The sequence below is a fragment of the Streptomyces sp. AHU1 genome, assembly GCF_045343905.1.
GTDB classification, from domain to species: Bacteria; Actinomycetota; Actinomycetes; order Streptomycetales; family Streptomycetaceae; genus Streptomyces; species Streptomyces triticiradicis.
The window spans coordinates 4307501-4315000 of the sequence record NZ_CP174283.1; the positions used below are offsets into that span (position 1 = coordinate 4307501).

A 7500-nucleotide genomic window follows, 5' to 3' on the forward strand; every position below is an offset into this window, starting at 1 on the left:
TCACCCTCTCGGGCTTTCCTCCGGGCGCTTCCCTTCGGTCTTGCGTTTCCGATTCTATCAGACCGTTTCCCGATCCGATTTCCTCGGCGCTTTCCAGGTTCCCGCTTTCGCGTTTCCCTTTCCGGCGAGTCCGACTCTATCAGATCCTTTCGGGCCTGACTCCCAGTCAGCGGGGTTTGTCTTCGCGGCCGTTGGGCCGTTCCGACGTCTCAAACTTTAGCGGATCTCCCCGGCAGTTCCTAATCGAGCCGCCGGACCCCGATCGAATTGAATTCGGACATGCCGAATTCACCCCGACTGAGGGATCGTGCTGGTGGTTTGTTTGCCGCATCAGCGGCGGAGGCGCCGTCGCAGAACCGTTCCGGTCCCGCGACAACTCGGAGAACTCTACGGATCCACGAGGGCAGTGTCAACCCTCCCCTGTCAAGATCTTTTGCGGCGGATGCCAGGCACCGAACCTACGGGTGCCCGGGTCCACCGTCGGCGACGAGCCCCGCTGATGTCGGCGGGTCTCCGGCCTGCCAGGTGCGGACACGAATCATAGCGGCGACCGCGGCTGTCGGCGGCGAGATGGGCCTCGCCGTCAGCCCACCACGAAAACGCCCGGCCGCGTAGCCGTAGGTGCCCGCGCCGGGCATCACCATGTCCTGCCCCTCGATGCCCAGGCCGCGGAAGTCTGGGGTGCATGGTCATGCGCTCGGCCGTCCATCCGCGAGAGCGCACCCGGCTTCTCCGAGGCTTCGACGGGCATCACATCAGGGGTGCCGGGGTTGTGACAGGCTTCTGCCCGAACCAGCTGAGAGGGTGACGGTGGTGTCGAACAGCACGGTGTCAGGCGACGATCCGAACTGGGACCCGGACGAGCACGTGCGGTTCGCTCGCTACCGGAGGGCGTTCGACGAGGTGGCCCCGGCGGACGCAGCTGCCCTCATCACCCGAGTACTCACCGATCCCGACAAAGGGATGGCGAACAGTGCCGTCTGCGAGTACCTCGGCAGGCGAGCCGCCGAGCTGCTCACTGATCACGGCTATCCCTCCTGGTGCCTGGAGATGACTGGCGCCGTTGCGGGGGACGACTTCTCCGCACGACGCCTCGATGAGTGGACCTTGCTGCGGACGATGACCTTGAGCGAGCCGTGGGACGCCGAGGACCTGGTCGCGGCCTCCGACTGGCTGCAGCTCCATGCTTCCGAGAAGTCCTCGGCCACGGCCGTTCTGGAAGTACTGGCCGAGAGTGGCCGCACCCGCCGCATCCGCAACATCGCCAAGTCCCGGCTGTCCGCCGCCCAGCGATCGAGGCCGGCCGGACCGGCACGCTGATCAGGGCCGCGGGATGACCCTTCCGGCGTGATCCTGGGCTGCGGGCCTGGTACCCGTCAGGTCGTTGATGCGGACATGAGTTGAGGATCCTTCCGCGAGTCGCGCAGGGGAACTGTCGCAGGGACTCAGCGCATCACACGTCGGCGGACGAGCCTTGTCGTCGGGAGAGGACCAGCCTGCGTCGCTCCCGGTCGATCTCGGTGACGACCACTGTGATCTTGTCGCCGACCTGGACGACATCCGATGGAGTCTCCACTGGTGCCCAGGCGAGCTCTCGCAGGTGAACCAGTCCCTCGATTCCGCCAGCGACCCGGACGAAGACGCCGAACGGGACCAGCTTGGTGACCTGGCCAGGCAGTTTCTGCCCCACCGCTACGGCGTCGGCGAATGCCTGAAAGGGGTCCGGCTGTGTGGCCTTCAAGGACAGTCTGGCTTCCAGGTTCCAGGTGTCGAACTGGAGGAACTCGCACGAGACGCGCTGCCCGACCTGCACGACGTCGGAAGCTTCCTCGAAAGGTCGCCAGGACAGTTCAGCGAAGGAGATGAACCCGACGCCGGGGAAGACCGGATGGTCGGGTCCGTCGTCCAGCCCGACGAACACACCGAACGATTCGATCGCCGTGACGGTCCCGGAAAGGAACTCACCGAGGTGCAAAGACTCCAGGAATGCCCAGAGGGCCGGGTTCTCAGACGGTCCGCCCAACATGCTCCCAGCATTTCACGAGGGGCTTCGCACTGAGCATTTTCAGCGTGGTCACCGGTCGGGTGACGGCAGTGGTGGCGGGCAGGCCACAACGCACAAGGCTCCCGTGCTGCGGATCTCACCGACCCTGCCCGGCAGGGCCCACGACCTGACCGCGGCCCGCACCCGACCGTCAACCGCGCACTCGCCCAGGCCCGCACACCCGTCGAGCGAGGCATGGCCCGGCTGAAGTCCTGGCGCATCTTCCAGGGGCCGACCGGTGCAGGCGTGCCCGCGCCTGGTGACGACAGGCAGGAGCCGGCGGTGGAGACGGTCGAGCAACTCGTTTCCCGGACGGATGCCGCTTACCAGCGATGGTTGGCGTCGGCCACCGACGACGTCGTCGCTGATGGAGTGGTCATGTACTGCCTGGAATCCCTGCTGGAGCGCAACACGACCTACGGAATCGGCGAGTGGCTCACGGGCTACCTCATGATCGGCCAGGAAGGCGACCGGGGATTCTTCCTCAGGTGCGACGACGACGGCGGCCCGGTGTTCCGGGCCGGCCTGGGCGGTCTCGGCGAAGTCGACCTCGATGTCGCTGCCCCGGTGTTCGAGGTGTGGCTGCGTTCCGGTTTCGCCGTGCCCCCCGACCCGGAGCCAGAACTGCCGCCAACCGCCGACGTCCATGTGGGCAGGATTCCGGTCGATGAAGTTCGGCTGCTGGTACGGGCAAGGAAGTTGCTGGGTGCGGATTGGCGGTTCGGAGATCTCAGGGGCCTGCTCGCCACCCAACCGTTCCTGGCGGCGAGGTCAGCCCATTTGTACGCGCTGCGCCGCGACCTGGAACACGCCCCCGAGCTGCGGCCACACCTGTTCTACGCCACCGACCACGGCCTGGAAGCGGTATGGCCGACCGACAGCCCAGAAAGCCGGTGACTGCGACCAGGGCGTGCGGCAGGTCGAGTGCGGCAGGCTGGGGACCCAACAAGGCTCCTGTGCCGGTGGGTTGAGACTTCGAACACCTCCCTCAACGGTACGGGAGCCGTGTGCGTTGTGGCCTGCCCGCCACCACTGCCGTCACCCGACCGGTGACCACGCTGAAAATGCTCACTGGGTGGGAAGTGCGCTCACGCTGCGGTCTTGAGGGGATGCACGCCCCAGCGGGTGTTTCACCCTGCGGCTACGGGACGCTCTCGGCTCGTCCTGGCTTCGAACGTGAACTCCTACGCGACCCAGCAGTAGACGCTTCGGCCCTGGCGTCGGGCGCCGCTGACGAGGGCGGCCAGTTCGCCGAGGATCACGTCAGCGACCTCCACGTCGATGACCTCGCCGTCCTCCGCACGCTTCGCGGCCCACGACGCAGCGACATCGGCCAGCTCTGAGCGCTCGGCGCCGGCAAGGGCGGCAGACAGGCGGGGCGAGAGCGCGAAGACGACGCATCCGTCATCATCCTGGTCGGCGACGATACGAGGCTCACCGGCTTCGACGAGCTCCTCGAAGCTGCCGCCGACGAGAAGGCATTCCCACTCGACCACAGCTTCTTCGGGATCGAAGTTGCCGAAGGAGAGTGACTCGAAGGCACGTCCCGGCCCGGCCTGAAGAGCCAAAGCCGACGACGTGTCGTCCGGAGCCGCGAAGAACTCGACGATGACGCTCACCCAGGCATCATGCCTGACCGCCCACATCCACGATCGGCCGGACAGGTCCTGGCCGTTCACCTCGTACTGCCCGACCTCCACGAAGTACCACAGCTCCTCCGGCGTACCCGGGCGATGGCGACACGGTCGTCCTGGGCCTGGGCGAGACGGTAGGCCGGTCTCCAGGAAGGTACGCAGGGCTTCCGGACTGCCGTTGTCGACGTTGTGCGCCGCAGCAGTCGATGCCGGTAGTCGGCGGTCTTGATCGACTGATGGTTGCCGTCCGTGTACCTGGTCTGCCGCAGACCGGACCGGCCGGATACCGATGCAGCCCCCCGCGGACCAGGCCGATCCCCGAACACACTCCTCGTTGTCCCAGAAGGCCGCGAGGTTCCTGGTTCGGTAGGTGTTTCGTCGCAGGGACCTTGAGGCCGGCCTTCGGCTTCCGGTTCCGGAAAATTTGTTCCTGAACGCAGAAAACCCCCGTACCGGTATCCCCGGCACGGGGGTTTTCTTCACAATTTGTTCGGCGGCGTCCTACTCTCCCACAGGGTCCCCCCTGCAGTACCATCGGCGCTGTGAGGCTTAGCTTCCGGGTTCGGAATGTAACCGGGCGTTTCCCTCACGCTATGACCACCGAAACTCTATGAAACTGTCAACCGGAGCCGAGGCCATACGGCTACGACGGTTGTTCGTGGTTTCAGAACCAACACAGTGGACGCGAGCAACTGAGGACAAGCCCTCGGCCTATTAGTACCAGTCACCTCCACCCGTTACCGGGCTTCCAGATCTGGCCTATCAACCCAGTCGTCTACTGGGAGCCTTAACCCCTCGAGGGGGTGGGAATACTCATCTTGAAGCAGGCTTCCCGCTTAGATGCTTTCAGCGGTTATCCCTCCCGAACGTAGCCAACCAGCCATGCCCTTGGCAGGACAACTGGCACACCAGAGGTTCGTCCGTCCCGGTCCTCTCGTACTAGGGACAGCCCTTCTCAATATTCCTACGCGCACAGCGGATAGGGACCGAACTGTCTCACGACGTTCTAAACCCAGCTCGCGTACCGCTTTAATGGGCGAACAGCCCAACCCTTGGGACCGACTCCAGCCCCAGGATGCGACGAGCCGACATCGAGGTGCCAAACCATCCCGTCGATATGGACTCTTGGGGAAGATCAGCCTGTTATCCCCGGGGTACCTTTTATCCGTTGAGCGACGGCGCTTCCACAAGCCACCGCCGGATCACTAGTCCCGACTTTCGTCCCTGCTCGACCCGTCGGTCTCACAGTCAAGCTCCCTTGTGCACTTACACTCAACACCTGATTGCCAACCAGGCTGAGGGAACCTTTGGGCGCCTCCGTTACTCTTTAGGAGGCAACCGCCCCAGTTAAACTACCCATCAGACACTGTCCCTGATCCGGATCACGGACCCAGGTTAGACATCCAGCACGACCAGACTGGTATTTCAACGACGACTCCCACCACACTGGCGTGCGGCTTTCACAGTCTCCCAGCTATCCTACACAAGCCGAACCGAACACCAATATCAAACTGTAGTAAAGGTCCCGGGGTCTTTCCGTCCTGCTGCGCGAAACGAGCATCTTTACTCGTAGTGCAATTTCACCGGGCCTATGGTTGAGACAGTCGAGAAGTCGTTACGCCATTCGTGCAGGTCGGAACTTACCCGACAAGGAATTTCGCTACCTTAGGATGGTTATAGTTACCACCGCCGTTTACTGGCGCTTAAGTTCTCAGCTTCGCCACCCCGAAGAGTGACTAACCGGTCCCCTTAACGTTCCAGCACCGGGCAGGCGTCAGTCCGTATACATCGCCTTACGGCTTCGCACGGACCTGTGTTTTTAGTAAACAGTCGCTTCTCGCTGGTCTCTGCGGCCACCCCCAGCTCAGAGTGCAAGACTCATCACCAGACGTGGCCCCCCTTCTCCCGAAGTTACGGGGGCATTTTGCCGAGTTCCTTAACCATAGTTCACCCGAACGCCTCGGTATTCTCTACCTGACCACCTGAGTCGGTTTAGGGTACGGGCCGCCATGAAACTCGCTAGAGGCTTTTCTCGACAGCATAGGATCATCCACTTCACCACAATCGGCTCGGCATCGGGTCTCAGACTGTGTGAACGGCGGATTTGCCTACCGTTCGTCCTACACCCTTACCCCGGGACAACCACCGCCCGGGCTGGACTACCTTCCTGCGTCACCCCATCACTCACCTACTACCACCTTGGGTCGGCGGCTCCACCACTCCCCTCAACTCCGAAGAGATCGGGGCGGCTTCACGGCCTTAGCATTAATGGGCTCGATGTTTGACGCTTCACAGCGGGTACCGGAATATCAACCGGTTATCCATCGACTACGCCTGTCGGCCTCGCCTTAGGTCCCGACTTACCCTGGGCAGATCAGCTTGACCCAGGAACCCTTAGTCAATCGGCGCACACGTTTCTCACGTGTGTATCGCTACTCATGCCTGCATTCTCACTCGTGAACCGTCCACCACTGCCTTCCGGCGCGGCTTCACCCGGCACACGACGCTCCCCTACCCATCACAGCAGGCGTTGGCCCTATTGCTGCAATGACACGACTTCGGCGGTACGCTTGAGCCCCGCTACATTGTCGGCGCGGAATCACTAGACCAGTGAGCTATTACGCACTCTTTCAAGGGTGGCTGCTTCTAAGCCAACCTCCTGGTTGTCTCTGCGACTCCACATCCTTTCCCACTTAGCGTACGCTTAGGGGCCTTAGTCGATGCTCTGGGCTGTTTCCCTCTCGACCATGGAGCTTATCCCCCACAGTCTCACTGCCGCGCTCTCACTTACCGGCATTCGGAGTTTGGCTAAGGTCAGTAACCCGGTAGGGCCCATCGCCTATCCAGTGCTCTACCTCCGGCAAGAAACACACGACGCTGCACCTAAATGCATTTCGGGGAGAACCAGCTATCACGGAGTTTGATTGGCCTTTCACCCCTAACCACAGGTCATCCCCCAGGTTTTCAACCCTGGTGGGTTCGGTCCTCCACGACCTCTTACAGCCGCTTCAACCTGCCCATGGCTAGATCACTCCGCTTCGGGTCTTGAGCGTGCTACTAAAAGCGCCCTGTTCGGACTCGCTTTCGCTACGGCTTCCCCACACGGGTTAACCTCGCAACACACCGCAAACTCGCAGGCTCATTCTTCAAAAGGCACGCAGTCACGAGGATGGAGCAAGCTCCATCCCGACGCTCCCACGGCTTGTAGGCACACGGTTTCAGGTACTATTTCACTCCGCTCCCGCGGTACTTTTCACCATTCCCTCACGGTACTATCCGCTATCGGTCACCAGGGAATATTTAGGCTTAGCGGGTGGTCCCGCCAGATTCACACGGGATTTCTCGGGCCCCGTGCTACTTGGGTGTCTCTCCAACGAGCCGCTGACGTTTCGACTACGGGGGTCTTACCCTCTACGCCGGACCTTTCGCATGTCCTTCGCCTACGTCAACGGTTTCTGACTCGTCCTGTCGCCGGCAGACGACAGAAGAGAGATCCCACAACCCCCTGCATGCAACCCCTGCCGGGTCTCACACATACAGGGTTTGGCCTCATCCGGTTTCGCTCGCCACTACTCCCGGAATCACGGTTGTTTTCTCTTCCTGCGGGTACTGAGATGTTTCACTTCCCCGCGTTCCCTCCACTTGCCCTATGTGTTCAGGCAAGGGTGACAGCCCATGACGACTGCCGGGTTTCCCCATTCGGAAACCCCCGGATCAAAGCCTGGTTGACGGCTCCCCGGGGACTATCGTGGCCTCCCACGTCCTTCATCGGTTCCTGGTGCCAAGGCATCCACCGTGCGCCCTTAAAAACTTGGCCACAGA

The 7500-nt window shown here is 62.4% G+C and carries 3 protein-coding genes, 2 rRNA genes and 1 pseudogene; 2 read left to right on the forward strand and 4 right to left on the reverse strand.

Going from position 1 to position 7500, the window contains the following annotated elements; genetic code table 11:
* Positions 1-813: 813 nt before the first annotated feature.
* Positions 814-1320 (forward strand): hypothetical protein, encoded by a 507-nt coding sequence (locus ACICHK_RS19240; protein WP_406837887.1) that lies wholly within the window; start codon positions 814-816, stop codon positions 1318-1320.
* Positions 1321-1453: 133 nt separating this feature from the next.
* On the opposite strand, the gene ACICHK_RS19245 is transcribed toward ACICHK_RS19240, so the two are convergent.
* Positions 1454-2026, reverse strand: coding sequence for a S1 RNA-binding domain-containing protein (locus ACICHK_RS19245; protein WP_406837888.1), 573 nt, complete (start codon positions 2024-2026; stop codon positions 1454-1456).
* Positions 2027-2191: 165 nt separating this feature from the next.
* Between ACICHK_RS19245 and ACICHK_RS19250 the strand changes: the two are divergent.
* Positions 2192-2272, forward strand: a pseudogene (locus tag ACICHK_RS19250) (IS5/IS1182 family transposase); the annotation flags it as partial.
* 956 nt (positions 2273-3228) lie between these two features.
* On the opposite strand, the gene ACICHK_RS19255 reads toward ACICHK_RS19250, so the two are convergent.
* The 3 genes from ACICHK_RS19255 to ACICHK_RS19265 form a co-directional block, all read right to left on the reverse strand.
* On the reverse strand, positions 3229-3744 hold the full coding sequence (locus tag ACICHK_RS19255; RefSeq protein WP_406837889.1) for a hypothetical protein: 516 nt from the start codon (positions 3742-3744) through the stop codon (positions 3229-3231).
* 422 nt (positions 3745-4166) lie between these two features.
* Positions 4167-4283, reverse strand: a 5S ribosomal RNA gene (rrf, locus tag ACICHK_RS19260).
* Positions 4284-4372: 89 nt separating this feature from the next.
* Positions 4373-7495, reverse strand: a 23S ribosomal RNA gene (locus ACICHK_RS19265).
* Between the last annotated feature and the right edge of the window lie 5 nt (positions 7496-7500).

What these genes read in the sequence shown, in the direction of transcription:
- ACICHK_RS19245 (WP_406837888.1), bottom strand. Translation starts at nt 2,026, where the DNA reads ATGTTGGGCGGACCGTCTGAGAACCCGGCCCTCTGGGCATTCCTGGAG.